The organism is Pseudomonas rhodesiae (assembly GCF_013285305.1).
Taxonomy (GTDB): Bacteria; Pseudomonadota; Gammaproteobacteria; order Pseudomonadales; family Pseudomonadaceae; genus Aquipseudomonas; species Aquipseudomonas rhodesiae.
In genome coordinates this window covers 1,432,190-1,458,740 of record NZ_CP054205.1, presented here as the reverse complement: position 1 = coordinate 1,458,740, position 26,551 = coordinate 1,432,190, and the positions used below count along the sequence as shown (strand labels likewise).

Below are 26,551 nucleotides of genomic sequence, written 5' to 3'. Positions count from 1 at the left end.
TGCCCTCCTCAGTACTAACTGAAAGAACCGGCTAAAAATGCGGGAGGGGCTTGCCCCCTCCCAAGCTGGCCTCAGTTAACCCTGAGTTCGCGCCACATGTGGATCTTGTCGAAGTAGTCCTCCCCCACTCGCACCGCCAGCGGTTCCAGGCCGTATTGGATAAAGCCGCAGCGTCGGTACAGCGTGAACGCTGCGATGTTGCCGGCGGTGACGGTGAGTTGGATGACTTTAAGGCGCGGGTGCCGTCGGGCTTCAACCAGCGCCGCTTCCACCAGCCGGCGGCCCAGCCCCTGTTGCTGGGACGGCGTGGTCACGTACATGCCGAACAACGTGACCTTGTGCCGCGCTTTTTCCCGGGGTTCGAAGGCCAGGCCGACAATCCCGGCCAATCGCTCGCCATCAAAACCGCCCAGCAGGCGATCAAGCGGGTTGTCGAGGCGCTTTTGCCACCAGCTCAAGGGCATGGCGGCGCGTTCGGCCACGCTGGAGGTGAATGCCTGGGGGTAGGTGTCGTAAGCCTCCAACATCAAGGCCCGATAAGCCTCGGCATCCTCGGGCCCCAGCGCACGGATCAGCATGGGCGTCAGGCCGGTGTGGCCAGGGACGAGCGATAGAACGGCAGGATCAGGTCACGGGTCAGGGGCGCCAGGACCAGGCCGCCGTCACCGGCCGGGTCGATCCAGCGCACTTCCTCGATCTCGGCGGCGGGGGCCACGGGTACGTCGATGTTGACCTGGAACAGCTCGGCTTCCACGGTGCAACCCGGCTCGTTAGCCGCCGGGGCCGAGAAGTGGCCCAAGTAGGCCGCCGCTTCAGGGTCGATACGCAGGTTCAGTTCCTCGAACAGCTCACGGGCCAATGCTTCGGCGGGTTGCTCGCCGGCGTCGATCTTGCCGCCCGGTTGCATAAAAGCCTGGGTGCCGCGCTTGCGCACCAGCAGGGTCTGGCCGTCGTCGCCGATCAGGAGGGCGGCGGCGATGCGGATAGTGGTGGACATACGATAAAAACCTTGCATTCAAATCAGTGAAAATCACCGCCCAAGGCTCACGCCTCGTCCGGTTCCTTGATAAAGACGCTGTACTTGGCCCCCTCCATCGCCTCGAACGCAATCAGCTTGTCCACCAGCGGTAAGTTCAGCACCTTGCCAGCGTTGAGCAGCAGCATGCCGTTGTCGGCGTTGAGGTTGCGCGCCAGGATCATACCGTCCTGCAGTTCCCGGGTGGTCAGCACCTTGACGGTCGGGTCGCCCAGGGTCACGTCGCTGAGGAAGGTGGCGCAGGCCTGCACAAAGCCCTCGATCAACTCTGGATCATACAGACGCCCGGCGTATTTGCGGATGAACAACAGCGCTTCGTCGCTGTTCATCTGCCGCTCCAGGATCAGGCCTTTTTGCAGTTCGATAAAGTCCACCGCCAGTTTCAGCAGGCGCGAACCGAAGGGAATCGCATCACCCTTGAGGTGATCGGGAAAGCCGCTGCCGTCCCAGCGCTCTTGGTGATGGCGAATGATCCGCGCGGCATCTTTCATCGGTTCCAGGGTCATCAACAGCGATTCGCTCTGGGTCGGATAACCGCGATAGCGCTCACGGTCGGTGCTGTGCAGCTTGTCCGCCGGTTCCATCAGCATGCTGTCGGTCCAGCTCAGCTTGCCGATGTTGTACAGCGCGGCCGCCATGGCCAGATCGCGGGCACTGGACTCATCGATGCTCTGAGCGGCGCAATACACGCGTACCAGTTCGATCAGCGCGCGGTTGGTTTGCTTGCTCTTGGGCAAGCGCAGGTTGGCCAGCAGCGAAAACACTTCGGTGCCGGTCACGTAGCTGCGCTTGAGCTCGTCGTAGGCCAGGTCGAGCATATCGGCGGTCTGCTGCAACTCGCTGGTGCGCGCCGCCACGCGTTTTTCCAGGGTGGCGTTCAATTGCTTGAGCTGCTCGTTCTGAACCTGGGTCAGACGTTCCAGGCGCTGATGCTCCAGGGTCTGGCGCAAGACCAGCTGCAGTTCTTCGTCGTTCCAGGGCTTGCTGATGTAGCGGTGGATCTGCCCTTCGTTGATCGCCTTGACGATCGTCGGCAGGTCGGCGTAACCGGTGAGCAGGATGCGGCTGGTGCCGGGGTACAGTCGATGGACCTCGGCCAGTAACTGCGCGCCGTCCATCCCCGGCATACGCGCGTCGCTCATCACCAGGTCGATGGGTTGGGCGGCCATGATGTCCAGGGCCTGGGCGCCGCTGCCCGCCAGCACCACGTCGAAAGGCTGGCCGCGCAGCAGGCGGCGCAGGCTGTTTAGGATCGACTCTTCATCGTCGACCAACAAAATCGTGGGTTTCGTCGCCAGTTGTTCATCCATGCCTACGCGCCTTCAAATTAAACGGAATTGAGCTAAATTGAACCGTCGTGCCAAGCCACTTTCCCTCGCCCGAGGCGCGGGGTCGATTTGACGCCAACTGGCCATCAATTTCAAGGTAGCTCGGCTATGCTGTCACAGTAGTCGGCCCCCCCAAGAAGTGAAACCAGGGAAGGAATCGTTATGCCGTCGAGCCTTTTGCCAGCGCGGAATGCAGACTCAACTCGGGCCAACCGCCGCATTCTGATCGTTGACGATACTGCGTCGATCCACGAGGATTTCCGCAAGATCCTGTGCGCCGACACCCACGCCGAGCCGTCTCTGGATAGCCTTGAGGAAACCCTGTTCGGCACCCCCGCGGCTCCCCGCCAGGTGTTCGAGCTGGATTCGGCCTACCAGGGTCAGGAAGCGCTGGCACTGGTGAGCCAGGCCCTGGCCGCCAACGCCCCCTATGCCATGGTGTTTATCGATATGCGCATGCCGCCCGGCTGGGATGGCCTGCAAACCATCGAACAGCTGTGGAACGTCGACCCCAACCTGCAGATCGCGCTGTGTACGGCGTATTCCGACTATTCCTTCGAGGCCATCGAGGCACGGCTGAAGTACAACGACCAGTTGCTGATCCTGAAAAAGCCCTTCGACCACTTGGAGATCCGCCAGATGGCCAGTGCGCTGACGTGGAAATGGCAACTGGCTCAGGACGTAGCCCGCAAAGTGATCGGCCTGGAGCGCACCATCGAAGAACGGGTGCAGGAACTGCTGAAAGTCTCGCACCTGCTGCAATACGACGCGCTGACCGAGCTGCCCAACAGCACGCTGCTGGGGGATCGCCTGACCCAGGCCATCGCCCTTGGCCGGCGGCACGACACGCAACTGGCGGTGATGTTCATCGGGCTCGATCGCTTCAAACGCATCAACAATGCCCTGGGCTATCCGGTGGGTGACGAAGTGCTGCAACAGGTCAGCCACAGCCTGGTGGCAACGGTGCGCGACTCCGATTCGGTGTTTCGCTACGGTTCCGATGAGTTTGTGATCGTGCTCCACGACGTCCAGCACCCTCAGCAAACCCAACACATCGCCGACAAAGTGCTCAGGACCATCAGCGCGACGCGGCATGTGGCCGGGCATGACCTGAGCGTCACCGCGAGCCTGGGCATCAGCATCTACCCCAATGACAGTTGCAACGCGGTGGAATTGATCAAGCACGCCGAAACCGCCATGCACACCAGCAAGGAACGCGGCGCGAACGATTTCAGTTTTTACACCGAAGATATGAACCTGCGCGCCCAACGCCAGCAAAACCTGGAGAGCGCAATTCGCCATGCCCTGGAGCGCGATGAATTTGTACTGCACTACCAGCCCAAACTGGACCTCAGGTCCGGGCGCATCGTCGGCGCGGAGGCGCTGATACGCTGGTTTCAACCGCGCTCGGGGTGGGTCAGCCCGGCCGATTTCATCCCGGTGGCCGAGGACAGCGGCCTGATCGTACCGTTGACCCAATGGGTGCTGCGCCAGGCTTGCGAGCAGGCGCAAGCCTGGCGCAGCATGGGCTTGCCGCCGTTGTGCATGTCAGTGAATGTCTCGCCCATCGACTTTCGCCAGCGCGATTTCGTCGACAATCTGGCCGCGATCCTCAAGCAAAGCGGCCTGCCGCCCGCTCGGCTGGAGCTGGAAATCACCGAAAGCGTGCTGATGCAGAACGTCGATGAAACCGTGGACATCCTGCAAAAGATCAAGGCCATGGGCGTGCGCCTGGCGCTGGATGACTTCGGTACCGGTTACTCCAGCCTCAGTTACTTGCGGCGCTTTCCCATCGACGTGTTGAAAATCGACCAGTCGTTTGTGCGCGGCCTGAACGTAAATAGCCAGGACGCACAACTGATCAGCGCTATCATCGGCATGGGCAAAAGCCTGGAACTGAACATCATTGCCGAAGGGGTCGAGACCGTCGAGCAGCTGAACTTCCTGAAAACCCAGCAGTGCGAAGAGGGCCAGGGCTTTCTGTTCAGCAAGGCCGTGCCGCCCAAGGATTTCGCGCACATGCTGCAAGTAGGCAGCGCCACACTGATGCCCACCCCATAGCCCCATGCCTGCAAGGAGTGCTCGCTTGAGCGAAGTCTCACGTTACCGTTTCGGCGTCATGCTGGTGTTGTGGTCGGGCCTGGTTCAGCCGCTGTCGGCTGCACCGTTGAATGAGGCGCTCAAACCGCTGCCGCCGGTGCCCACCCTGGACCCGGCCAAAGTCGAGCTGGGCCGCCGACTGTTCAATGAACCGCGCCTGTCGGTCAATAACACATTGTCATGCGCCAGCTGCCATCACCTGGAAACCGGAGGCGCCGACAACAAGCCGTTTTCCATGGGCTTCGACGGCAAGCCGGTGGCGATCAATACCCCGTCGGTGTTTAACGCCAGCCTGAATTTCAAACAGTTCTGGAACGGCCGGGTGGATACCCTGCAAGCCCAGATCGAACAGGTGGTGATCAGCCCGGCGGAAATGGGCAGCGACTGGAACACCGTGGTGCAGAACCTTTCCGCACTGCCCGACTACCACGCCGCGTTCAAACAGACCTACGCCGACGGCGTCACGGCCGCCAATGTGCAGAATGCCCTGGCCACCTACGAGCAAACGCTGCTGACCCCCAATTCGCGCTTCGATCAGTACCTGCTGGGCAACACCGAGATCCTGACGACCCAGGAAAAGTACGGCTACCAGCGCTTCAAGGATTACGGCTGTATCGCCTGCCATCAGGGCATCAATATCGGCGGCAATATGTTCCAGAAGTTCGGCGTGATGGGCGACTATTTCAAAGCCCGCGGCAACCCGGTCGAAGCCGACTTGGGCCGGTACCTGGTGACCCAGGACGAGGAAGACCGCCATGTGTTCAAAGTGCCGAGCCTGCGCAATGTGGCGGTGACCGCGCCGTATTTTCACGACGCCTCGGCCAAGACCCTGGAAGAAGCCGTCGACGTGATGTTCAAGTACCAGTTGGGACGTAATCCGAACCAGGAAGACAAAGACTTGATCGTGCAGTTTCTCAAGACGCTGACCGGTGAATGGGCGGGCAAGCCACTATGACGACTCAGTCGCGCCGTCGCTTTACCCAGGTCGTGCTTGGCCTGGTGACCCTGCTGCTCGCCTCGACTCTGGTGTTTCTGTACCTGAAGGCCGCTCGTGACCAGACCGCCAGCTACACCCAGTCGCGGGACTTGATCCGCCAACTGCAACAACTCAATGCGCAGTGGGACAGCGAAGTGCTCAAGGCCAGGATCGCGATCACCCACAACTATGATCCCCTGGTCACGCCCCTCACGGAGATGACGCGGATCTGGGCCGAATTGAACAGCCGCGACACCTACCACAACCCGACCGATCTGAGCAGTTGGCAGGCCACGCAAGCCGCTTACCAGACGGCAATGCAGGAAAAAGCCCGGCTGGTGGATCAGTTCAAATCCCACAACGCGGTGCTGCGCAATTCCCTGGCGTTCCTGCCAACCGCCGAAGACGACATCCAGGCCCAGTTCAATCGCCTTGACGACGAAGGTCGGCTGCAGTTGCAAGGCGTGGCCACCGACACCTACGACCTGCTGCTCAGCAGCCTGGAATTCGCTCAAGTCACCAGTGACGATCGGGCTGCCGACATCCTGGTGGGCCTGGGCAAACTGGCTACCAATAAGGAACAGCTACCGAGCGAATTCCAGGGCCCGGTGGAACTGCTGAGCAATCACATTTCGCTGATCCTGCGCGAACAACCGGTGGTCAACAACCTTCTTGAGCGGATTGCCGACGTGCCCGTGGCCGAACGTCTGGACGACCTGACCACCCACCTCGACCAGGACCAGCAGGCAGCCGACCGCATTGACCATCAGTACCACCGCTATCTGCTGATTTTCTCGACCTTGCTGGTGGCGATGCTGCTCTACCTGGCCGTGCGCCTGTTGCGCAGTTTCGCCGAGATCAACCGGGTCAACCGCCAATTGCAGGCCGCCAACGAAACCCTGGAACAACGCGTGGAGCGGCGCACCCAGCAGCTCAAGGATGCCCAGAGCGAACTGCTCGACAGCGCGCGCCAAGCCGGCATGGCCGAAATCGCGACCAACGTGCTGCATAACGTGGGTAACGTGCTCAACAGCGTGAACATCTCCGCCGACCTGGTCACCCGCAAACTGCGCAGCAGCAAAGCCCTGGGGCTGGGCAAGGCCATGCAGTTGATCAATGAGCACAAGGCCGACCTGGGTACCTTTCTCACTGAAGATGAGAAAGGCAAGCTGCTGCCCGGTTACCTCAACCAACTGGTGGACGCCATCGCCGTGGAGCAGCAGGGCATGACCGATGAGTTGGCGCAGTTGAGCAAAAGTGTGGACCACATCAAAGACATCGTCTCCACCCAGCAATCCTATGCCGGCGCCGCCACGCTGCTGGAGCCGGTGCATATCAGCGACCTGATGGAGGACGCCCTGCGCATGAACGCCGGCGCCTTGAGCCGGCATCACGTCACGGTGGTAAAGGAATATGCGCCCGTGCCGGAAATCCTCGCCGACAAACATCGCCTGCTGTTGATCATGGTCAACCTGATCAGCAACGCCAAGTACGCTATGTCCAATCTCAACGACCGCCCGAGGCAGATGACGCTCAAAGTCCAGGCACTGGCCGACAACACCTTGCAGATCAGCGTGAAAGACGACGGTGAAGGCATCCCCGCCGAGAACATGACGCGGATCTTCACCCACGGTTTTACCACCCGCAAGGAAGGCCACGGCTTCGGCCTGCACAGCTGCGCGCTGGCCGCCGTCGAAATGAGTGGCCAGCTCAGCGCCCACAGCGACGGGCCTGGCCTGGGCGCGATCTTTACCCTGACGATTCCCATGACCCCAGCCGGAAGTCCTGCATGAACCAGCCTCCCAATCGACGCATCCTGTTGATCGACGACACGCCGTCGATTCACGACGATTTCCGCAAGATCCTGATGCCGACCGTTGAGACCAACCAGGCTCTCGACGATCTGGAATCGGCGCTGTTCGGCGACACTGATAAAGCCGAGGTCCAGGCGTTCGAATTGCACTCGGCCTATGGCGGCGAAGAAGGCCTGCAATTGCTCAGCGCGGCCATGGCGGACAAGCGTCCCTACGCCCTGGCGTTCGTCGATATGCGCATGCCTCAGGGCTGGGACGGCGCCAAGACCATCGAAGAGTTATGGAAAGTCGACCCCGGCCTGCAAGTGGTGGTGTGCACGGCTTATACGGATTACTCCTGGGATGACCTGCTGTACCGCCTCAAAGGCCATGATCGCCTGCTGATCCTGAAAAAGCCCTTCGACAACATCGAAGTGCAACAGATGGCCAACACGCTCTCCAACAAGTGGGACATGGCCCGCCGCGCCTCCTTGCAAACCAGCCACCTGGAGCAACTGGTGGCGCAACGCACCCTGGCGCTGACCCAGACCAGCGAAGCGTTGCAACTGGAAATCGACGAGCGCAAGCAGTTGGAGAGCCAACTGGTGCAGTCGGAAAAACTCGCGTCCCTGGGGCAACTGGCGGCCGGCGTGGCCCATGAGATCAACAACCCGGTGGGGTTTATCTCCTCCAACCTCAGCACCCTCGACAGCTACTTCAATCAGTTGCAGCAGATGCTCGATGCCTACCGGCAGGTCGAGGACAGCCTCGCCTCGGCCGAACAGCGCGATGCACTCAAAACCCTGCGCAATGAACTGGAGCTGGACTTTCTCAAGGAAGACATACCCATCCTGATCAAGGAGTCCAAGGAGGGCATCGGGCGGGTGGTGCAGATCGTCAAGGACCTGAAAAACTTCTCGCGGGTCGACAATGACCAGACCTGGCAGTGGGCCAATCTGCAACAGGGCATCGACTCCACCCTCAACATCGTCGCCAGCGAACTCAAGTACAAGGCCGACGTGATCAAGCACTACAGCGCGCTGCCGGAAATCGAATGCCTGGCCTCGCAACTCAACCAAGTGGTAATGAACCTGGTAATCAACGCCGCCCAGGCCATGGGCCCCGAGCGAGGCACGATCACCATCAGCAACGGGGTGGAGGGCGATAACGTGTGGCTGGAAGTCGCCGATAACGGCTGCGGCATTGCGCCCGAAACCGTGCAGAAAATCTTCGATCCGTTCTTCACCACCAAACCAGTGGGGGAAGGCACGGGGCTGGGACTGTCACTGTCCTACGGCATTATCAAAAAGCACCACGGCGATATTTCCGTGCGCAGCGAGCCGGGCAAGGGCACGACGTTTCGCGTGGTGCTGCCGATTCGGCAGACGGCGGCCTGAGGAGCCGCCGTCCAGTCACGGCACAGCGCGCTCAGACCAGGTTCGCGAGCACCGACTTGACGGACTCGGGCGTCGACGCGTTGTGCTTCACGGCTTGCCCGTAGCCTTTGAAAATCGACACCACATCCTTGTTCGCCGCGCCTTCAATGGCGGTCCCCAGACCGTCCACCAAAGTCTTGTCCAAACCACTGACCAGCCCCTTTACCACACCGTCCAGGCCTTTATCCGCACCGGCCACGCCGCTGAGCATGTTGCTCAAGCCTGGGATAAACCACGTGTGATGGGCAATGTCGCCAGCCAACTTCTGTAAGCCGCTCTTGTCCGTTGAGGCCTGTACCGTGGGCTGACCCAAGGCGGGCTGGTCCTGCGTACTGCTTTTGCGCTCCAGCATAGCTTTCATGAGAGGGTTATCGCGGATTTGCCGATCGTGAGGTGGCGAGGCTTCAGAAACCGTCGAAGATGTCGGCTGGGTAATGGCGGGCGTTGGGATAGCCGCCTTCATGGCTGGGACGAGAGCCGATTGCACAAGCGGATGGGTAAGGGCAGAACTTATATTCATGAGCGACTCACGGACAGAGGAGCGAATGGGATGCAGCGCTGGCGCACCCTGCGTTCCCCTAGTTGGTCGACGAGCACCGGGAAGTTCCATGCTCCAGGTGCCAACTGACCTTGAAACCATCTCAGAAAAGCGCGCACCCACCGCTCGTCTGAAACACCTGCAAAGCTGTTATTTCTGACAGTAGATACTCTGCCCTTCCCGCTCAAAACTTCAGGCAAGCAGCACGGTTGCTTGCCTGCGTCGTACCGATCGTGGTGCCTGGATTTCTACCAACATGGCATCATCGCTGTGCCGGCCGATGCGGCACGGCTGGCGTTCACCGCCGGGGTGGATATTGAAATGGCCAGCCAGACCTACCGACAGTACTTGCCCTCACTGGTGCGCGCGGGTCAGGTGTCTTTGGCCACCGTGGACGAGGCGGTGCGCCGCGTGCTCAAGGCCAAGCAACGCCTGGGGCTGTTTGCCGACCCCTACCGCTACAGCGATCAAGCCCGGCAACGGGCCAATCTGCTCACACCGCAGCACCGTGCCTTGGCACGGGAGGCCGCGCAGAAATCCATCGTACTGCTGAAAAACACCGACGCGCTGCTGCCGTTGCCCAAGAGCCTGCGCAAGGTGCTGGTGGTCGGCAGCCTGGCCACGGGCGCCGAAAGCACACTCGGGCCATGGCCAGGGGTGGGACTGGCCGCGGACTCCATCACGGTGCTGCAAGGCATTCGCAGCGCCGTCGACCCAGACACCGAGGTGACTTACCTGCCCGGCACTGCGCCCAACAGCGAACAAATCGAGGATTTGCGCTCGATCCGCCAGGCTGCCCGCTCTGCCCAGGTGGTGGTTGCCGTGCTTGGCGAAAGCGCCAACCAGAGTGGTGAAGCGCGCAGTCGCACGCATCTGGGCTTGCCGGGCGCCCAGGACGCGCTGTTGCGCGAGCTGCTGGCTACGGGCAAACCCGTGGTCATCGTGCTGATGAACGGCAGCCCGCTGGTGTTATCCGACACCGTTGCCCAGGCTCCGGCGCTGCTGGAGACTTGGTTTCTGGGCAGCGAAACGGGGCACGCGGTGGCCGATATTCTGTTCGGTGACGTTAACCCAAGCGGCAAACTGCCCATCACCTTTGCCCGTAACGTCGGGCAAATCCCCCTCTACTACGCCTATAAAAACACCGGTCGCCCGCCCAGTGGCGAGGGCCTGTACACCTCCACTTATATTGATTCACCGTGGACTGCGCTGTACCCGTTCGGCTTCGGCCTGAGCTACACCACGTTCAGCCACGCCACACCTCAGCGCCGACCGGATTGCCTCCACCGACACGCTGACGGTGCAAGTGAACGTCACCAATACCGGCCAGCGCGCAGGCGACGAAATTGTGCAGTTGTACTTGCGCGATGACGTCGCCAGTGTGACCCGCCCGGTCCGCCAGTTACGCGGCTTTCGCAAGGTCCACCTGGCCCCCGGTGAAACACGCACCGTGAGTTTTACCCTGGACGCGCAGGATTTTGCCTTGCTCGACGAGCACTGGAGACCGATGGTCGAGGCCGGCCGCTTCAGCGTATTCGTCGGGGCCGACTCGACCACCGACAACCAGGCGCGGTTCGAGGTCACGGACAGCCGCGTGCTGTCTGGCGCGGGGCCGTCCGGGCGGCCTTGAGTGCAAGCGGCGGTTGTCTGGGCCTTCGTTAGCGGCGCAGAATGCCGCACCGACCTGTAAGAGTCCGACCTCAAGGACCCCGTATGAGCCTGTCCTTGCTAAGCCGTTACGCCTTCTTTGCCGTGTGCGTCCTGTTCACCCTTGCCAGCCTGCCGTTCCTTCACTACGAGTGGGTGTGGCCGATCACGTTGGTCACCGGCGTGCTGAGCCTGATCGGCATTTTCGACCTGTTGCAAAGCCCTCACGCGGTACGCCGCAACTACCCGATCCTGGGCAATATCCGTTACCTGGTGGAGGCCATCCGCCCGGAAATCCGCCAGTACCTGCTGGAGTCCGACAGCGACGCCCTGCCCTTCTCCCGCGCCCAGCGTTCGCTGGTGTACTCGCGGGCCAAGAACGAGACCGCCGACAAACCCTTCGGCACCTTGATCGACGTGTACCAGTCCGGCTTCGAATTTATCGGCCACTCCATGCGCCCCGCTCCCTTGAGCGACCCCAGCGCGTTCCGTGTGATGGTCGGCGGCCCGCAATGCACACAGCCGTATTCGGCGTCGGTATTCAATATCTCGGCGATGAGCTTTGGCTCGTTGAGCGCCAACGCAATCCGCGCTCTGAACCAGGGCGCCAAGCTCGGTAACTTCGCCCATGACACCGGCGAAGGCAGTATCAGCCCTTACCACCGCGAACACGGCGGCGACCTGACCTGGGAACTGGGCAGCGGCTACTTCGGTTGCCGCACCAGCGACGGCCGTTTCGACCCGGAGCGCTTCGCCGTGCAGGCGCAGAACCCCCAGGTGCGCATGATCGAAATCAAGATGAGCCAGGGCGCCAAACCCGGCCATGGCGGCATCCTGCCTAAACACAAAGTCACCCAGGAAATTGCCGACACCCGCGGTATCCAGATGGGCGAGGACTGCATCTCGCCGTCACGCCACAGTGCGTTTTCCACGCCGATCGAGCTGATGCAGTTCATCGCCCAATTGCGTGAACTGTCCGGCGGCAAACCGGTGGGCTTCAAGTTCTGCCTGGGCCATCCATGGGAGTTCATGGGCATCGCCAAGGCCATGCTGGAAACCGGCATCCTTCCGGACTTTATCGTGGTCGACGGCAAGGAAGGCGGCACCGGCGCGGCACCTGTGGAGTTCACCGACCATATCGGCGTGCCGCTGCGCGAAGGTTTGCTGTTCGTGCACAACACGCTGGTGGGCCTGAACCTGCGCGACAAGATCAAGCTCGGCGCCAGCGGCAAGATCGTCAGCGCGTTCGATATCGCCAGCGTGCTGGCCATCGGCGCCGACTGGGCCAACTCGGCGCGCGGCTTTATGTTCGCCATCGGTTGCATCCAGTCCCAAAGCTGCCACACCAACAAGTGCCCCACCGGCGTCGCCACCCAGGACCCGTTGCGCCAACGTGCTCTGGTAGTACCGGACAAGGCCCAGCGCGTGTTCAACTTCCACCGCAACACCCTCAAGGCCCTGGCCGAAATGCTCGCGGCGGCGGGGCTGGATCACCCCTCGCAGCTGTCGGCCAAGCACCTGGTGCGGCGCATGTCGGCGACGGAGATCAAGTTGTTCTCGCAGTTGCATGTGTTCCTCAAGCCTGGCGAGTTGCTCACAGGCGAAGTGAATGGCGAGTTCTATTCGCGCATGTGGCAGATGGCGCGGGCGGATAGTTTTGAGCCGCTAGAAGCTGAGGCTGCCTGAGCCCTCCACTGTAAGCCGCTAAGGGCTGCCTACCGTTTTTTGCACGGGTGCATCCTGTCGACGGATGACAAAGAGTTCGGCCTTGGCTGCACCCACCGTAAGCGTCTGCAACAATTGCCAGTGATCGGGGAGCTTGTGGGTTGAGCTCCCGCCCCACACCCCATCCATCAACCAGACTCTGCCTGAGCCCGTGGTGAGCGACTCCAACCGTTCCACAAATACTCGATCCGCGTGTTCGTTGAAGAGTGTCCACACCTGGTAGCCATCGGGGCAGCTAGACGTTCCATCACTGTTCAACGGCGTGTAATACATCGGGAGCGTGTCACCTTTAAAGTAATAAACCATCGGTAGCTGCAAGAAAAAATTCAGTACCAGCAGGCCATCTTGCGAAACAGAGTGCAACTTCACCTCGCTCGCCAGGCGATTGAACTGGTTGAACTCCTGCAGGTTTTGCGGATTTTTTGCGTATACGACAGACAGCCCATCAATCTGTATATAGGCCACCAACGCCAGTACTGTTAAAAAAACAACATATGAGCGTTCTAACAACCGGTCCAGCACCGCAGCCGCAATCATCGAGTAGGCAAAGGCGCACATTTGGAAGTAACGGTAGACAAAGAGCGGCTTGAAGATTGAAACGACGATAATCAGCCCTATCGGTCCCCACGCCATCGTTACCAACAACGCGTACTTTTTCCCCAGCCTGTTGCCTTCAATAACAATGAAAACAGACATGAGCATTAACAGCACTGCCAAGGCATAGAAGGTGACGGGCGCATACCCTGTGCCTTCATTAGCATTTAGAAACTGCCAAAATACGCCGAAAATTGTTTTGACTTCCGACGCGGGTATCCAATCAAAGCCTGAATACTTCATTTGTTGTATAAGGCTAGGCACCCAAGGGATAAACATCAGCGCAATGGCAGCATTGGCGACCCACCACGAAGGCCTCATAAGACAACGCTCCCCTTTAGGTTGCGTACTCGTCAAAAACGCCAGGTACAACCAATGCGCGAAAGCACATGTCACGGTGAAATAGTGCGTATAAAGCCCAGCCACCATCAGCAGGCAATAAGCGATCAGCCACCGTCGCCGGTGCGGTTGTTCAAGCCACATTACTAAAGCGATCATTGCCCCAAGCATAAATGTGGCATATAGCACATACATGCGTACTTCCTGGCTGTAGCGCACGGCCATCGGCAACAGGGCAACCAGCAGGCCGCCCAGCATCATCGCACGCCAGCCGGCCAGTAAACGCATCAACCACATGGCCAGTACCACATTGACAATGCCGAATATCACACTCAGCAGACGCGCAGTATGAACACCGTCGCCAAAGAGAAGCATCCACCCGTGCAATATCAAATAAAACAGTGGCGGATGAACATCACGCGCCGTGTGATACAGGATATCGGGGAGTGATTTGGCACTGAGGATCAGACTAAATGCTTCATCGGTCCAGATACCTGACTTATCAATATCGTGCAGCCTCACCCAGGCGCCGACTAACAAGATACAGCCACTGAGCACGATCGTTTTATGCTTGTTTTTTAAATAATCGCTAAACATGCTTGCCTCCTTGCACGGTATTTTCCGGCTGTTCTCTCACGCCGAATTGACTGGCAATCACGTACTTCGGCCGATGCTTGGCCTCCATATATATCCGCCCCACATACTCGCCCAGAATCCCAATCCCAATCAGTTGCACCCCGCCCAAAAACAAAATCGCCGTCATCAACGACGGATACCCTGGCACCGGGTTGCCAAACAGCCATTTATCCAGCACCAACCAGCCGGCATACACCAGCGCCAGCAGCGAAATACACCCGCCGATATAACTCCACAGCCGCAACGGCAAGGTGCTGAACGACGTGATGCCATCCATTGCCAGGTTCCACAGTTTCCAGGCGTTGAACTTGCTTTGGCCGACAGCGCGCGGCGCACGGTCGTACTCGACGATGGCCACGGTGAAACCGGCCCAGGACAGCACGCCTTTCATGAACAGCTGTTGCTCGGGCAAGGCCTTGATCACGTCCACCACCTTGCGGTCCATCAGGCGGAAGTCGCCGACGTTTTCTTCGATGTGGGTGTAGGCGATGCGGTTGAGCAGGTGATAGAACATCGACGCACTGTGGCGTTTGAGGTAGCCATCGCTGGAGCGATTGCGACGTTTAGCCAGCACCACATCGGCGCCTTTTTGCCATTCGGCGAGCAGTTGCGGCACCACCTCAATAGGGTCTTGCAGGTCGACATCCATGGGGATCACGGCGTCACCCGACGCGTATTCCAACCCCGCGAACAGGGCGGCTTCCTTGCCGAAGTTGCGGGAAAAGTTGATCAGCACCACATCACGATCACTCAAGGCCAGCGCCTTGGCGTACTCGGCGGTGCGGTCGGTGCTGCCGTCGTTGATTAGTAGGATCTCGACCGTGTAGGCAGCCAGGGCTGGCTGTTGTCGCACCGTACGATAGAACAGCTGCACGGCTTGCTCTTCATTGAACAGCGGCACCACCAGCGAAAGCCTCATCGATCACGCTCGCGAAACACGACCCAGCGTGACAGCAAGAAACCGCACACCAGGCTTACCAGAGAAAACACCATCACGGTCACGATCCCCGGTGCGTTCCAGCGGTCCGCCAAGGCGCCCACGCCCAGGCTCAAGGCGCCCATGCACAGCATGAACAGCGCGTAACGCGGCAACGACGCCGGCATAGCAAAAGTGAAGACGGCATTCACGTAGAAGGAAAGGCTTGCCGCGAGGCAAAAGGCCAGGAAATTGCTCAGCGCCTGGTTCAGGCCAAACGCCGTCCTGAAGATGAAGAACAGCTGCCAATGGATCACCGTATTGGCGGCGCCAATCACTGAATAGCTCAAGAAGCCTTTCCATAGCCTGGCCATGTCGTTGCTCGTTTGCGACTCGGTCCAGCAAGCCACGAAGGCCGTGGCCCGTCTACTGTCAGAATTAACAGGTGGCGCACGCAAACAATTGAGACATTCAGTAATACCCAGGCTTTGCAATTGCTTACAAATACCGCCAACCTGCGCGCGCCCGACAGGCGGCGTACGACATCAGCCTCGTCGACCTGTCCTTATTCCATCCTTTTTGTTCAAGAGCCCGCTGCCATGCTGAACGGACGCGACCCACGCATCGATTTTTTTCGGGGCCTGGCGTTGATCTTCATTTTCTGGGATCACGTCCCCCACAATCCCCTCGGCCAGATCACCCTGCGCAACATCGGTTTCAGCGACGCGGCCGAGGTCTTTGTGTTCCTCGCCGGTTATGCCTCGGTGCTGGCCTACAGCAAGGTGATGGAGCGCGAGGGCTATGGCATGGCCTGCCTGAAAATCCTGCGCCGGGCCTGGGTGCTGTATGTGGTGCATATCTTCCTGCTGGCGATGCTGATGGGCATCGTGTTCTTCGCCAACAGCCATGTGGAAACCCGCGACCTGGTACAGGAAATGGGCCTGACGCACTTCATCACCAACCCGCAGCAGGCGCTGACCGACGAGTTATTGCTGCGCTTCAAACCCAATCTGATGGACCCACTGCCGCTGTATATCGTGCTGTTGCTTGGGCTGCCGCTGGTGCTGCCGGCGTTGGTGCGTGTGCCGCTGGCGGTGGTGGCCGTGTCGCTGACGGTGTACCTGCTGGCGCCGAAACTGGGTTGGAACCTGGCGGCGATTGCCGACGGTGTGTGGTACTTCAACCCGGTGACCTGGCAACTGCTGTTCGTGCTCGGCGGTGCCGCGTCGATCCATGCTCGCCGGCCCCGCACGCCCGATCCGCGACCATTGTCGCGCCAGCCCGTGTTTATGGTCGCGGCGGCGTACAGCTTGCTGGCGGCAGTGATTACCTTGTCGTGGCGCTGGCCGCAGATTCACGATGCGCTGATGCCGACGCTGCTCAACGAGTGGTTGTACCCGATCAGCAAAACCGACTTGTCGCCGGTGCGCCTGCTGCATTTTCTGGCGTTGGCCTATGTCACCGCCAAACTGTTGCCCACCCACGGCTGGACACAGAACTGGCCGGCCCAGCAGTGCTGCCGCATGGGGCGTCATTCGCTGGAAGTGTTTTGCCTGGGGGTATTGCTGGCGCCATTGGCGGACATGCTCAACGCCCAAGTCAACGATGCCTGGCCGATGCAGATCTTCAGTGCGTTGCTGGGGTTGCTGTTGATGGCGGCGCTGGCGGCCTGGCTGGAATTCAATCAGCGTTTGAGCGCGCCACGGCCGGCGCCCTTGGGCGCCAGCCGCTGACGCAAACCGGCGACCGCTTTGCGCGGTCGCCGGTTCAGGCGGTCAAGCCGACCGCGCCGCCGCTTGGGTCGGCTGCAGCTTGAACACATAAAACAGTACCGTCAGCAGCACCAGGAACGCCGGGCCGATATACAGCGCCACGCGGGTGTCCGGGAAGTACGCCATCAGGCCCACCACCAGCACCAGGAACGCCAGGGCCAGGTAGGAACTGACCGGGTACAGCCACATGCGGTATTTCAGGTTTTTGCGTTCGGCAGGGCTCAGGCTCTTACGGAATTTGAGCTGCGCCAGCAGGATCATCACCCAGGTCCAGATCGCGCCGAAGGTGGCGATGGATGTCACCCACACAAAGACTTTTTCCGGTACCAGGTAGTTGAGCAGTACGCCCAACAGCAACGCGGCGATCGACAGCAGCAGTGCCTTGCGCGGCACGCCGTTGCTTGACGTGGTGGCGAAGGTCGCCGGTGCCTGGCCGTTCTGCGCCAGGCTGTAGAGCATGCGCCCGGTGCTGAAGATGCCGCCGTTGCAGGAAGACAGGGCGGCCGTGATCACCACGAAGTTGATAATGCCCGCCGCCGTCTTGATGCCAAGACGCTCGAAGGTCATCACGAACGGGCTGCCCTGGGTGCCGATTTCATTCCACGGGTAGATCGACAGAATCACGAACAACGCCCCGACGTAGAACAGCAGGATGCGCCAGAACACCGAGCCGATGGCGTTGGGGATGGTCTTTTGCGGGTTGCGTGCTTCACCGGCGGTGAGGCCGATCATTTCCACGCCCAGGTAGGCGAACATCACCATTTGCAGGGACATCAGCACGCCGGTCATGCCGTTGGGCATAAACCCGCCGTGGGCCCAGAGGTTGGAAATCCCCAGCGCCACACCGTCATTGCCGAAGCCGAAGGCAATGATGCCGACGCCACCGATGACCATGGCGATGATGGTGACGATCTTGATCAGGGCGAACCAGAACTCGAACTCACCGAACGCCTTGACCGCGATCAGGTTGATGGTGCCCATGCTCACCAGGGCCGCCAGGGCCCAGATCCAGCGCGGCACATCGGGGAACCAGACGCCCATGTACACCGCCACGGCGGTGATCTCGGCGACGCAGGTCACCAGCCACAAAAACCAGTAGTTCCAGCCGGTCAGAAAGCCCGCTAACGGCCCGAGGTAATCCTGGGCATAGCGGCTGAACGAGCCGGCTACCGGGTTGTGCACGGCCATCTCGCCGAGGGCGCGCATGATCACCAGGATCGCCAGACCGCCGATGATGTAGGAGAGCATGATGGCCGGGCCGGCCATTTCGATGGCCTTGGCCGAACCGAGGAACAGGCCGACGCCGATACAGGCGCCCAGGGCCATCAGGCGAATATGCCGTTCACCCAGTTCGCGTTTGAGCGGGCCGCCTTGAGCGGTCTCGCCATGGGGCAGGTGGTTGCCAGAGGGCATAGGGATACAACCTCATTTTGTTATTGGATTGATCCACCGAGTCATGGGCGTTAGCGCGGATAAGCGCGGGCGCCTGAATAACCGGCCTGCCTCGTGGGCAGAACCGTCTGACAGAACAACCGTCAGATCAGCGGGCGTGCAGTATAAAAAGCTCCCAACAGGGCTTTTCACTCAATAAACGACAAAATTTGGCGAGAACTCGCGGCAAAAGCCGCTTATGCGGAGGGGCATTAACTGCCTGACGTGGCGTTCTGCCGTGGAAACGGCGGCGAGTATTGCACAGCCAAGGTGCAGCGTCATGCCCCTACTCTGGTCGTAGGCGCGGGCGGCGAGCGCTCTAGATCGAGGGTTTGCCCTCAGGCCAGGCGGGCGCATCGAAGAACAGCTTGCGGGCCATGCGCAGGTTGATTTCGCCGCGATGGATCTCCAGGGTCTGGCTGACGCGTCCGCTCTGCCCGGCCTTCATCCTGGCAAATGCCTGGGCCTGGGCCTCGATCTGCGCCTGTTTGCCCAACCGGTGCTGTTCCGGAGTCTTGAGGTGCGCGGCGCTGAAATGATCGTCCGGCCCCGTCTGGCGGCCGTAGTGAAAATGCCCGTAGCACCAGGGCTGTCGGCTCTGTTCGTCGATCACCACATAGCTTTGCAGCCAGTCGTCCGAGCGCCCGGCCAGCGCCACGCGCTCGCCCTGGCGATACACCTTGGCTTCGCGATGCCCCACCAACACGTCCAACCCGGCCTGGGTCGGCGGGCGCGCCTTGATGGCGGTCAAGCGCGCCTGCAAGCCTTGCTCGGACAAACGACTGGCAGCGGCCCGCAGCTCGTCGGTTTCGGTACGTGCACGGGCTCTTTGCGTGGCCGCCAAACGATCCGGCTCGCTGAGCAACAGGCGCTGCTGAATGGCATCGGCGCAGCGGCGTAACTTGTCGGCGCGTTGCTCCAGGATGTCTTGCAGGGACTGCGGCTCGTTGGCGTTGCGCGCCATTTTCAACACTTCGGCGATGGCCTTTTCCACCGGCGCGCGCAGGGCCTGGCCTTGTTCGATCAAGCGCGCCAGATTGGGCAACGACGTCGTGCGCTGCACCGGCGTTTTGTTGAGCGGCTCCCAGATGCCGTCGGTGGCCTGGGTAAACGAAGCAATCACTTCGTTCTGAGCGTCGGTGACCTCGGCGATTTCAATCGGCTGCTCATCGCTGGTGACTTTCACACGCGCCACGTACAGGTCCTGGTTGCGCGTGCGGATGATTTTCTTCTGCCGCACACGGGACGCGGGCCGGGTGACAGGCGCCGGCTCCAAAGTCGCGGCCAACTCGCGTTGTACCTGAAGGTGCAATTGGGCGAACAGTTGTTGCAGTTTGTCCAGGTAGCCCAGGTGGAACTTGTCCGGCTCCATGGCCCGCCAGAACTCGATGCGGTCGTCGGTCTGGGCATACACGCGATCGAAGCTCTCCAGCAATTCGACGCGCAACTCCGGGTTGTGCGACGCCAGCTCATCGAGCTGCGCCTGGGAGCCGCTGGCCCAACGGGCACGTTGTACGGTGTCGTCCAGGCTTTGGAAAAAATCATCGTCCAGCCTCGGCCCCTCGCTGTTGAGCGCGACCGCCCACAACGCGGACACTTGCAACGACTGCAACTCCAGCACCGTCGGCGTAGCCGCCTCACTCTGTTTGAACGCCTGGGCTTTGTCTCGCCCGTATTTGGGCACTCGCTCCAGAGCGTCCAGGGTGTCGATTTCCAGGCTGCGCCAGACAATCGCGTTCTGGTTTTGGTCGGCCAACAGGCGCATGCCTTCGACGATGTTGCGATGCGCCTCTAGGTTGATATCCGACAATGCCTCCGCTTCACTCTCGGCTTGCACCAGTTCCAGCGCCGGCACCAGCCTGGCATGCAGCGCGGCGGTCGCTTCCCGAGCGTATTGCAGCAACTGGCGCAGGTTGAGGATCTGGCCTTCGAGCAGCGTGCTCAACTCGCGCTCGTAACCGGGGCGCGGGCGCAGGGCTTGCAGGTCTTTAAGGCATTGGAGTTCAAGGCGAGAAGCCTCCAGTTTGTTCTGTAACTCGTGCAGGTAGCGGGCATCGGCGGCGATTCGCTGTTGTTCGGTGATGTGCCCGGCGTGGCTGGTTTTCAGGCTGCGCGCCACGCCGATAGCACGCTCCGCGGTTTCGCGGCGTTGGGCGTATTGACGAAAATCCTGCTCCAGTTGTTGGCGACGCGCTTCGGTGCTGGCGGGCGCCGCCGGGGTGTCGGCCTGGCCACCGCGCAGGCGCAGGCGCAGGTCCACATCCCAGCCGCCGCCCTCCAGCGGTTTGAGCCAGGGGCCGCTGGCCGTGCCGGCGGCGTCGGTGACTTGCACACTGTCACCGACCAGCCGCACTCGATAGACATGGCCGCGTACCACCGCCTGCCATTGCGGCGGAGCCGAACCGGTGTCCTGCAACAAGCCCTTGAGTCGACCCGTGGTTTCGGCGCCCGGCAACGCGAGCGGCCAGGGCTGTTGCACGGCGCGCAGGCTCAGCCCCTCCAGACGTTCGCGCATAAACGGCGTCAACGTATCGCGGGCGCTGCTCCAGCGGTACGGCCCATGGGTGGGCAGCGTGGCGGCACTGCGCGTCACCGTAGGCGAAGGCGATGCCAGCGTAGCTCGGGTGCGCGCAAACACCGGATGGCGCAGATCGAGCGTCGCCGGCCGCTCGTGGGGCGAGGCGCGATAGGCCAGGACCATCACCAGATTGCTCAGCAGGTCCATCGCGCCCTCGACTTGGGCGACGGGGTCGGCGGGGGTCGAGGCGGCCACATCGCGCTGCACGCTGTCCAGCACCTGCACCATCCAGCCCGCCAGCAACGCCGGGCCACGCAGAAACGGCAACGCACTGCTGAACAGTAACCAGCCACCGGCCTTGATCGTCGCCCAGCGCTGCTCGGCGTTCGACACCGACTCGGCGTCGGCCAGGCTCACCAACGCTTCGGCGGTGGCAGCAAACAGCCGGGGCAGTGGGTCGCTGCTTTGCACCTGTTTGCTCAGTTGAGCGGGCGCGGGCCGGGCGGGCACGCTGAATTCATCGCCCTGATGAAAGTGGCGGATATGCGGTTCCAGAAACCCACCGTTGGCATACACCGCCTGACGGCTCGGGGCGATCCAGGCCAGCACGTTGTCCTGCAACTCGCCCGGCGCCTGGATCGCCTGCAACAGCGCCCGAGGGGATTCGAACTCGCGCAGACTCGGCGTGAACAACGGGCGATAGAGCAGATGCGGCCCCTGCTCGCTATTGCGCGCGCCGATCACAAAGTGGCTGAGCACAGGATCCTCGGCGGCCGTGGGCGATGCTTTGAACGCCAACGGCCAGATCGCCGCTTGCTCACCCGCAGCCGACGCTACTGCCGTGGCTACCAAGCGCGCACCTGCCTGGGTCAACCCGCCCTCCCCCTTGAGTTTCATCTGCAAGGCCAGCAATGGCAGCTGCGCGCGCAATTGCCCAGTAAACAGGGTTTCGCGCCGTGCGCGTTCGGGGGGATCGCTGATGAGCTTTTGCTTGAGCAGGTCCGGGTAGGACTGGCCGATGTCCACCTCGGTGACGCAGGCCAGCAACAGCGACGCGCTCAACCAAGTCGGCGCGGCGCGGCCCTTGAGGGTGATCTGGGACGGTGCATGGGGAAAGCCCCTGAGGTTCTCCAGGGCCAGTTCCGTCAGGCTCAGGCTGACCCGCTGCACATCGCCACTGGGGTAACCGCCCGGCAACATGGCCGCTGTGACCAGGTTGAAGGTCAACTCGATGTCGTCCGGGTTCAGGTCTTTAGCCAAGGGTTGCTTGGCCAGGCACCGCTTCAGGGCCTCGGCGGCAAAGGCGCGGATCGGCGGGATACCGTCGAGAAATCCTTGCCCGGCGGCACGCGCCTGTTGCTCGGCGAGGGCCTGCAACCCACGGGCGTAGGCCAGGCTGTCGTCCGCCGAGGCGTGCACCAGCCACAGCGGCAGCGCATCCTGCAAGCGTTGCTGGACCGGCGTCAGCACCGTCTCAAACCAGCGGCGCGGATCGGTCACGTAGTCCAGCATCTGCTGGTACTGGCGCGGCGTGCGCGGCACCGTGAGGTCGATGGCCAACACGTCGAGCCGTTGGCGCTCGGCATAACACGCGGCCAGCAGATCGAAGGGGTCCGCCGGCGGTTGTTCGATAAACCACTCCACCGCCGTCCCTGCCAGGTCCTGGCTGAGGTAATCGGGGATCAGGGCTTCGATAGCGTCCAGGCTGTCCAGAGGATGAATACCAGTGGCTGGGCCGAACAACAGCAACGTACGCGCTTGCGCGCCGCTCGGGGCATGGTCGAGCACCAGCACCGGCAGCATGCGCGGCGCTTGCGTACTGCCCTGGCGCCGCACCTGCACCGTGCACACGCTCAGTGCTTCTTGCTGCACGCTCCATTGCGCATCGGGTCGGATCGGGCGCAGCCGCTCGCGCGGGAATATCCGTTCGAACGCCTGCTCATCCATGCCGGCCGGCGGGTCACAGTCGTACAACAAGGCCAGCAGGCTGGCGGACAAGTAGGCCCAGCGCGTGGTTTGCACCGGTACCGTGTCGCGCCACCAATCGCCCAGACGCGCCAGCCAGGCCTCCAGCAGACGTGGGCCCAACTGATTGACCCATCGCTCCATGTCGGCCAGCGACGGCCCGCCCGGCACATAGTTCTCGCGCTGGTGCAACGCCACCTGATGATGACCTTCTACGTAGCGCACCGGCGCGGCACTGGCCAGGCGCAACAGCACTTCATCGGGCAAGGGGCTGTAGTGATGCTGGTCGGCGCGCAACGGCGTGCCGATGGCCACCCGCCGGGCCAGGTAATTAAGCGCGGGGTAATGCGTATCCAGCAGGGCCTGCACCTGGGTCACCGCCACCTCGTGCAGGGTTGGAACATCGGAAAAAACGGTGACGATCTGTTCAATATGGTCGTGACGCGCGGAGGTTGAACCTGTCGACTGAGGCATGCTGACTTCCTTGTGCCGGACGCGGGGATCGGTCCGATCAAACCCGCACGCTAGCGCGGCCGCCTGGGCTGCCAGCGGTAACCGGTTATGGCGGCGACAAATTCCTTGCCAACGCCAATCAGCGACTAAGCTTGAGTCAAGTCCGATCAATCTGCGTGAATGGATCAATCGACTATGGGCGCGTTATGGCACACCGATTCACCTCCCGCTGCGGTTGCCACCGACAGTGCGGTTGAACCGCCATTGCCCGAAAAGCCGCGCAAACCCCGCTACGCCTGGAGGATGTTCTGGCTGTTGCTGTTGATCGGCAGCGTCATTGCCGGCGTGGCGGCGCGCCGCGAGATGCTCACCTCCCATTGGCAGGCCCGCACTTTCAGTCGCCTGGCGCAGACCTTGACCTACGACGTGCAACCCGGCCCCAGCGACGCCATCGTCTATCCCGGCGACGGCCCGTTCGATAAACGCCTGGGTTACAGCGCGTTGGATGAGTTTCTGCCGCGCCTGCTCAAACGCGACTACCTGATCCAGCGCCAGGCCCGGTTCTCTGCGGCGCTGATGGCCTACACCGAGCACGACCTGTTCGTGCCCTACGCGGAAAAAATCCAAGCCGGGCTGACCATCAGCGATTGCCGCGCCACGCCGCTGTACACCTTCATGTACCCACAGCAGGCCTATCAGGATTTCGGCGCGATTCCACCGGTGGTGGTCAACAGCCTGCTGTTTATCGAGAACCGCGATCTACTCGCCGCCGACCAGCCGCTGGCCAACCCGGCGGTGGATTGGCCACGCTTCGCCAAGGCCGCCTGGTCGCAAGTGGCGAAGGTATTGCACCTGCCCGGCCAGACCGCCGGCGGCAGTACCCTGGCCACGCAGTTGGAAAAATACCGCCACTCGCCGGATGGCCTGACGTTGTCGGGCAGCGAGAAGATCCGCCAGATGATTTCCGCCAGCGTGCGCGCCTATCAGGACGGCCCGCAGACCTTGCAGGCGCGCCAGCGCATCGTGCGTGACTACCTCAACAGCGTGCCGCTGTCCGCCGTGCCCGGTCACGGCGAAGTGCATGGGTTGGCCGAAGGGCTGCGGGTCTGGTTCGGCGCCGATTTCAACCGCACCAATGCCCTGCTCGCCGGCCACGAGCCGGACCTGCTCGGCCAACGTGGCCTGGCGCTGCGCGAGGTGCTGTCGCTGATGATCGCCCAGCGGCGCCCGTCGTTTTACCTGACCCGAGGCCACGACGAACTGGCCAGCCTGACCGACAGCCATATCCGCCTGCTCGCACAAAACCAGGTGATCGACGCGGCGCTGGCCGACGCGGCCCTGGCCAGCAAGGTGCATTATCGCGATTGGCTGCAACAACCGACGATCCAACCGATCGACACCAACAAAGGCATCAGTGTCGCCCGCAGCCGCCTCGCGGCATTGCTCAATCGCCCGCTCTACGACCTTGACCGCCTGGACCTGGCCGCCACCAGTACCTTGCAAAGCGACCTGCAAACCCAGGCCACCGACTACCTCAAGCGCCTGGCGGACCCGGCCTTCGCCGCGCAATTGGGCCTGCTGGGGCCGCGCCTGCTGACCCCCGCCAGCACCGCCCAAGTGCGCTACAGCTTCAACCTCTATGAGATGACCGCCGACGGTGCCCGGGTGCGGGTGCAAACCGACAGCACCGACCAACCCTTCGACATCAACGAAGGCAGCAAACTGGAACTGGGCTCCACCGCCAAGCTGCGAGTGCTCACCACCTACCTGCAAATCATCAGCGAGCTGCATGACCGCTATGCCGGCCAGACGCCCGCCGCCTTGAAGAAAGTCTCGGTGGACGAGCAGGATCGCCTATCGCGCTGGGCCCTGGATTACCTGGCACAAAACACCGATCCAAGCCTGCCGAAAATGCTCAGTGCGGCCCTCGACCGGCAGTACTCGGCCAGCCCCGGCGAACGTTTTTTCACCGGTGGCGGCCTGCATCGTTTTCATAACTTTCGCGCTGAGGACAACGGGCGCAACCCGACCTTGCGCGAGTCCCTGCGCGAGTCGATCAACCTGCCCTTCATCCGTTTGATGCGCGACCTGGTGCGCTACAGCACCTACCAGGCCCCCGGCAACAGCGCCGCGTTGCTCAAAGACGACAGCGACCCGCGTCGCCAGGAATACCTGGCCCAGTTCGCTGACCGCGAGGGCACCACCTACCTGTTGCGTTTCTGGAAGAAGTACCGCAACAAAGACACCCAAGCGCGCCTCGATACGTTTCTGGACAGCCTCCACCCCACCGCGATCCGCCTGGCCGCCGTACACCGCTACCTGTTGCCCCAGGCCAGCCAGGCGAGTTTCAACCGGTTTGTACGGGCGCACCTGACCCCGTCCGGCACCGCCACAACACTCAGCGACGAACGCCTGGCCAAGCTCTACACCGACTACGGCCCCGGTGCCTACGACTTGCCGGACCAAGGCTATATCGCCAAAGTCCACCCGTTGGACCTGTGGCTGCTCGGCTACCTGCTCAACCACCCTGACGCGACCTTTGCCCAGGCCGTGGCCGCCAGCGAGCACGAACGCCAGGAAGTCTACGGCTGGCTGTTCAAGAGCCGGCACAAGAGCGCGCGCGACAGCCGCATTCGCACCATGCTGGAGGTCGAGGCCTTCCTGGATATTCATGAGCGCTGGAAAAAAGTCGGCTACCCCTTCGATCACTTGGTGCCGTCGCTGGCCACGGCCATCGGCAGTTCCGGTGATCGCCCGGCGGCGCTGGCCGAACTGGTGGGGATCATCCTCAACGACGGCGTGCGCGAGCCGACCCTGCGCATCGACAGCCTGCACTTTGCCGCCGGCACCCCCTATGAAACGCACCTGATCAATAACCCCGACAAAGCCAAGCGCGTGATGCCCAGCGAAGTGGCCACAGCATTGCGCGAAGCCCTGTCGCAGGTGGTGGATGCCGGCACCGCCAAACGCGTGTCCGGCAGTTTCAAACTCAGCGACGGCACGCCGTTGATCATGGGCGGCAAGACTGGCACCGGCGACAACCGCATTGAGGCCATCGGTGCCGGCGGGCGGGTGCTCAGTTCCAAGTCGATCAACCGCACGGCCACCTTCGTGTTCTATATCGGTGAGCATCATTTCGGCACTCTCACCGCGTTCGTACCCGGCAGTTCGGCGCAGAATTTCACCTTCACCTCGGCATTGCCGGTGCAGGTGCTCAAAGGCATGGCGCCGCTGTTGACGCCCTATTTGCAACCAGGCGAACAGACCCTGTGCCAAGCCCCCGACAACGGGCGTTAGTTATCTATAACTTGCATTCAAATAACCCATTAACTTCACACTCAATGGATT

18 protein-coding genes are annotated in these 26,551 nt (G+C 61.7%); 9 read left to right on the top strand and 9 right to left on the bottom strand.

What is annotated here, in order from left to right:
• Positions 1-71: 71 nt before the first annotated feature.
• The 3 genes from HRH33_RS06445 to nosR are packed head-to-tail and all read right to left on the bottom strand — an operon-like array spanning position 72 to position 2,346.
• Entirely contained in the window at positions 72-578 is a 507-nt protein-coding gene (locus HRH33_RS06445; protein WP_167416386.1) for a GNAT family N-acetyltransferase, read from the bottom strand.
• A gap of 5 nt (positions 579-583) precedes the next feature.
• The gene (locus HRH33_RS06440) at positions 584-997 is read right to left on the bottom strand and encodes an NUDIX hydrolase (RefSeq protein WP_034111939.1); all 414 of its coding nucleotides are present in this window, start codon (positions 995-997) and stop codon (positions 584-586) included.
• A gap of 47 nt (positions 998-1,044) precedes the next feature.
• A complete protein-coding gene (nosR, locus tag HRH33_RS06435) occupies positions 1,045-2,346 on the bottom strand; it encodes a response regulator c-di-GMP phosphodiesterase, NosR family (RefSeq protein ID WP_094064829.1) in 1,302 nt (433 codons plus the stop codon).
• 180 nt (positions 2,347-2,526) lie between these two features.
• Between nosR and HRH33_RS06430 the strand changes: the two genes are divergently transcribed.
• The 4 genes from HRH33_RS06430 to HRH33_RS06415 are packed head-to-tail and all read left to right on the top strand — an operon-like array spanning position 2,527 to position 8,630.
• A complete protein-coding gene (locus HRH33_RS06430) occupies positions 2,527-4,425 on the top strand; it encodes a putative bifunctional diguanylate cyclase/phosphodiesterase (RefSeq protein ID WP_167416385.1) in 1,899 nt (632 codons plus the stop codon).
• A 25-nt stretch (positions 4,426-4,450) separates the two neighbouring features.
• Positions 4,451-5,419, top strand: coding sequence for a cytochrome-c peroxidase (locus HRH33_RS06425; RefSeq protein ID WP_173603376.1), 969 nt, complete (start codon positions 4,451-4,453; stop codon positions 5,417-5,419).
• The gene (locus HRH33_RS06420) at positions 5,416-7,233 is read left to right on the top strand and encodes a DAHL domain-containing protein (protein WP_034137475.1); all 1,818 of its coding nucleotides are present in this window, start codon (positions 5,416-5,418) and stop codon (positions 7,231-7,233) included. The genes HRH33_RS06425 and HRH33_RS06420 overlap by 4 nt, the downstream gene beginning before the upstream one ends.
• Positions 7,230-8,630, top strand: a complete 1,401-nt coding sequence (locus HRH33_RS06415; protein ID WP_034137153.1) for an ATP-binding protein — start codon at positions 7,230-7,232, stop codon at positions 8,628-8,630. Before HRH33_RS06420 ends, HRH33_RS06415 begins: the two co-directional genes overlap by 4 nt.
• Positions 8,631-8,661: 31 nt before the next feature.
• Here HRH33_RS06415 and HRH33_RS06410 read toward each other — a convergent pair whose 3' ends face one another.
• Positions 8,662-9,030, bottom strand: a complete 369-nt coding sequence (locus tag HRH33_RS06410; protein WP_167416383.1) for a hypothetical protein — start codon at positions 9,028-9,030, stop codon at positions 8,662-8,664.
• Between the two features lie 390 nt (positions 9,031-9,420).
• On the opposite strand from HRH33_RS06410, the gene HRH33_RS06405 reads away from it, so the two are divergent.
• From HRH33_RS06405 to HRH33_RS06400, 3 genes are all read left to right on the top strand, one after another.
• Complete coding sequence (locus HRH33_RS06405) at positions 9,421-10,578, top strand: glycoside hydrolase family 3 C-terminal domain-containing protein (RefSeq protein WP_243269774.1); 1,158 nt, start codon at positions 9,421-9,423, stop codon at positions 10,576-10,578.
• Positions 10,556-10,837 (top strand): fibronectin type III-like domain-contianing protein, encoded by a 282-nt coding sequence (locus tag HRH33_RS26350; RefSeq protein WP_243269772.1) that lies wholly within the window; start codon positions 10,556-10,558, stop codon positions 10,835-10,837. The genes HRH33_RS06405 and HRH33_RS26350 overlap by 23 nt, the downstream gene beginning before the upstream one ends.
• An 83-nt stretch (positions 10,838-10,920) precedes the next feature.
• Positions 10,921-12,540: an FMN-binding glutamate synthase family protein gene (locus tag HRH33_RS06400; RefSeq protein ID WP_167416382.1), complete on the top strand. Its 1,620-nt coding sequence runs from the start codon at positions 10,921-10,923 to the stop codon at positions 12,538-12,540.
• 18 nt (positions 12,541-12,558) lie between these two features.
• On the opposite strand, the gene HRH33_RS06395 is transcribed toward HRH33_RS06400, so the two are convergent.
• The 3 genes from HRH33_RS06395 to HRH33_RS06385 are packed head-to-tail and all read right to left on the bottom strand — an operon-like array spanning position 12,559 to position 15,438.
• Complete coding sequence (locus tag HRH33_RS06395; protein ID WP_167416381.1) at positions 12,559-14,109, bottom strand: glycosyltransferase family 39 protein; 1,551 nt, start codon at positions 14,107-14,109, stop codon at positions 12,559-12,561.
• Positions 14,102-15,067 carry a glycosyltransferase family 2 protein gene (locus HRH33_RS06390; RefSeq protein WP_123480600.1) on the bottom strand — a complete coding sequence of 322 codons (966 nt, stop codon included), beginning with the start codon at positions 15,065-15,067 and terminating at the stop codon, positions 14,102-14,104. Before HRH33_RS06390 ends, HRH33_RS06395 begins: the two co-directional genes overlap by 8 nt.
• Positions 15,064-15,438 carry a GtrA family protein gene (locus HRH33_RS06385; RefSeq protein ID WP_167416380.1) on the bottom strand — a complete coding sequence of 125 codons (375 nt, stop codon included), beginning with the start codon at positions 15,436-15,438 and terminating at the stop codon, positions 15,064-15,066. The genes HRH33_RS06390 and HRH33_RS06385 overlap by 4 nt, the downstream gene beginning before the upstream one ends.
• Positions 15,439-15,663: 225 nt before the next feature.
• Between HRH33_RS06385 and HRH33_RS06380 the strand changes: the two genes are divergently transcribed.
• Positions 15,664-16,797: an OpgC family protein gene (locus HRH33_RS06380; protein WP_034096095.1), complete on the top strand. Its 1,134-nt coding sequence runs from the start codon at positions 15,664-15,666 to the stop codon at positions 16,795-16,797.
• Positions 16,798-16,839: 42 nt separating this feature from the next.
• Here HRH33_RS06380 and HRH33_RS06375 read toward each other — a convergent pair whose 3' ends face one another.
• The gene (locus tag HRH33_RS06375; RefSeq protein WP_034137147.1) at positions 16,840-18,249 is read right to left on the bottom strand and encodes an amino acid permease; all 1,410 of its coding nucleotides are present in this window, start codon (positions 18,247-18,249) and stop codon (positions 16,840-16,842) included.
• A 337-nt stretch (positions 18,250-18,586) separates the two neighbouring features.
• Positions 18,587-23,224 (bottom strand): hypothetical protein, encoded by a 4,638-nt coding sequence (locus tag HRH33_RS06370; RefSeq protein WP_167416379.1) that lies wholly within the window; start codon positions 23,222-23,224, stop codon positions 18,587-18,589.
• Positions 23,225-23,398: 174 nt separating this feature from the next.
• On the opposite strand from HRH33_RS06370, the gene HRH33_RS06365 reads away from it, so the two are divergent.
• The gene (locus HRH33_RS06365; RefSeq protein ID WP_167416378.1) at positions 23,399-26,500 is read left to right on the top strand and encodes a transglycosylase domain-containing protein; all 3,102 of its coding nucleotides are present in this window, start codon (positions 23,399-23,401) and stop codon (positions 26,498-26,500) included.
• Positions 26,501-26,551 lie beyond the last annotated feature (51 nt).

Bases quoted from the DNA above. Each gene is read 5' to 3' on its own strand.
- HRH33_RS06375 (WP_034137147.1), bottom strand. From the start codon at position 18,249: ATGCCCTCTGGCAACCACCTGCCCCATGGCGAGACCGCTCAAGGCGGC.
- nosR (WP_094064829.1), bottom strand. From the start codon at position 2,346: ATGGATGAACAACTGGCGACGAAACCCACGATTTTGTTGGTCGACGAT.
- HRH33_RS06440 (WP_034111939.1), bottom strand. From the start codon at position 997: ATGTCCACCACTATCCGCATCGCCGCCGCCCTCCTGATCGGCGACGAC.
- HRH33_RS06390 (WP_123480600.1), bottom strand. From the start codon at position 15,067: ATGAGGCTTTCGCTGGTGGTGCCGCTGTTCAATGAAGAGCAAGCCGTG.
- HRH33_RS06385 (WP_167416380.1), bottom strand. From the start codon at position 15,438: ATGGCCAGGCTATGGAAAGGCTTCTTGAGCTATTCAGTGATTGGCGCC.
- HRH33_RS06445 (WP_167416386.1), bottom strand. From the start codon at position 578: ATGCTGATCCGTGCGCTGGGGCCCGAGGATGCCGAGGCTTATCGGGCC.
- HRH33_RS06400 (WP_167416382.1), top strand. From the start codon at position 10,921: ATGAGCCTGTCCTTGCTAAGCCGTTACGCCTTCTTTGCCGTGTGCGTC.
- HRH33_RS06430 (WP_167416385.1), top strand. From the start codon at position 2,527: ATGCCGTCGAGCCTTTTGCCAGCGCGGAATGCAGACTCAACTCGGGCC.
- HRH33_RS06370 (WP_167416379.1), bottom strand. From the start codon at position 23,224: ATGCCTCAGTCGACAGGTTCAACCTCCGCGCGTCACGACCATATTGAA.
- HRH33_RS06380 (WP_034096095.1), top strand. From the start codon at position 15,664: ATGCTGAACGGACGCGACCCACGCATCGATTTTTTTCGGGGCCTGGCG.
- HRH33_RS06395 (WP_167416381.1), bottom strand. From the start codon at position 14,109: ATGTTTAGCGATTATTTAAAAAACAAGCATAAAACGATCGTGCTCAGT.
- HRH33_RS06410 (WP_167416383.1), bottom strand. From the start codon at position 9,030: ATGAAAGCTATGCTGGAGCGCAAAAGCAGTACGCAGGACCAGCCCGCC.
- HRH33_RS06365 (WP_167416378.1), top strand. From the start codon at position 23,399: ATGGGCGCGTTATGGCACACCGATTCACCTCCCGCTGCGGTTGCCACC.
- HRH33_RS06420 (WP_034137475.1), top strand. From the start codon at position 5,416: ATGACGACTCAGTCGCGCCGTCGCTTTACCCAGGTCGTGCTTGGCCTG.
- HRH33_RS06415 (WP_034137153.1), top strand. From the start codon at position 7,230: ATGAACCAGCCTCCCAATCGACGCATCCTGTTGATCGACGACACGCCG.